The 469-nt window shown below is 45.8% G+C and carries 1 protein-coding gene and 1 pseudogene; both read right to left on the reverse strand.

Going from position 1 to position 469, the window contains the following annotated elements; all coding sequences use genetic code 11:
* Positions 1–36: 36 nt before the first annotated feature.
* Complete coding sequence (gene fliQ / locus BCT81_RS05570) at positions 37–306, reverse strand: flagellar biosynthesis protein FliQ (protein ID WP_004739854.1); 270 nt, start codon at positions 304–306, stop codon at positions 37–39.
* A gap of 12 nt (positions 307–318) precedes the next feature.
* A pseudogene (locus BCT81_RS05575) lies at positions 319–469 on the reverse strand (flagellar biosynthetic protein FliP); the annotation flags it as partial.

The following is a 469-nucleotide window of genomic DNA, read 5'->3' on the forward strand; positions in this document are numbered from 1 at the left end:
CTCTAGTACAAGGCTCGTTGGGTATTCCATATCGGTTTAATACAGAACTTGAGGTAAACGTTCGATGAGCTCAAAGAAGAACTCCATCATCATCTGAGTCATCCAGTGCGCAAACAGCATCAAGGCCAATAAGGTCACAATCAAACGCGGCAGGAAACTCAATGTTTGTTCGTTGATCGAGGTCGCTGCTTGGAAGATAGCCACCACCAAACCGATCAGCAAGCTGGGAATAATGATGGCACACACCATGATTAGCACCATCCAAAGCGCATCTCGGAACAACTCTACGAATATTTCAGGATTCATGATTTCCCCCAGCTACAAGGCAAAACTGCCAGCGAGTGTGGAGAGTATCAAGTTCCAACCATCAACAAGAACGAACAGCATTAACTTGAACGGCAAAGATACAATCATTGGTGACAACATCATCATACCCATCGCCATCAATACCGACGCCACCACTAAGTCG

It is taken from the genome of Vibrio sp. 10N.261.52.A1, from assembly GCF_002876325.1.
GTDB lineage: Bacteria > Pseudomonadota > Gammaproteobacteria > Enterobacterales > Vibrionaceae > Vibrio > Vibrio chagasii.

Bases quoted from the DNA above. Each gene is read 5' to 3' on its own strand.
- fliQ (WP_004739854.1), bottom strand. From the start codon at position 306: ATGAATCCTGAAATATTCGTAGAGTTGTTCCGAGATGCGCTTTGGATG.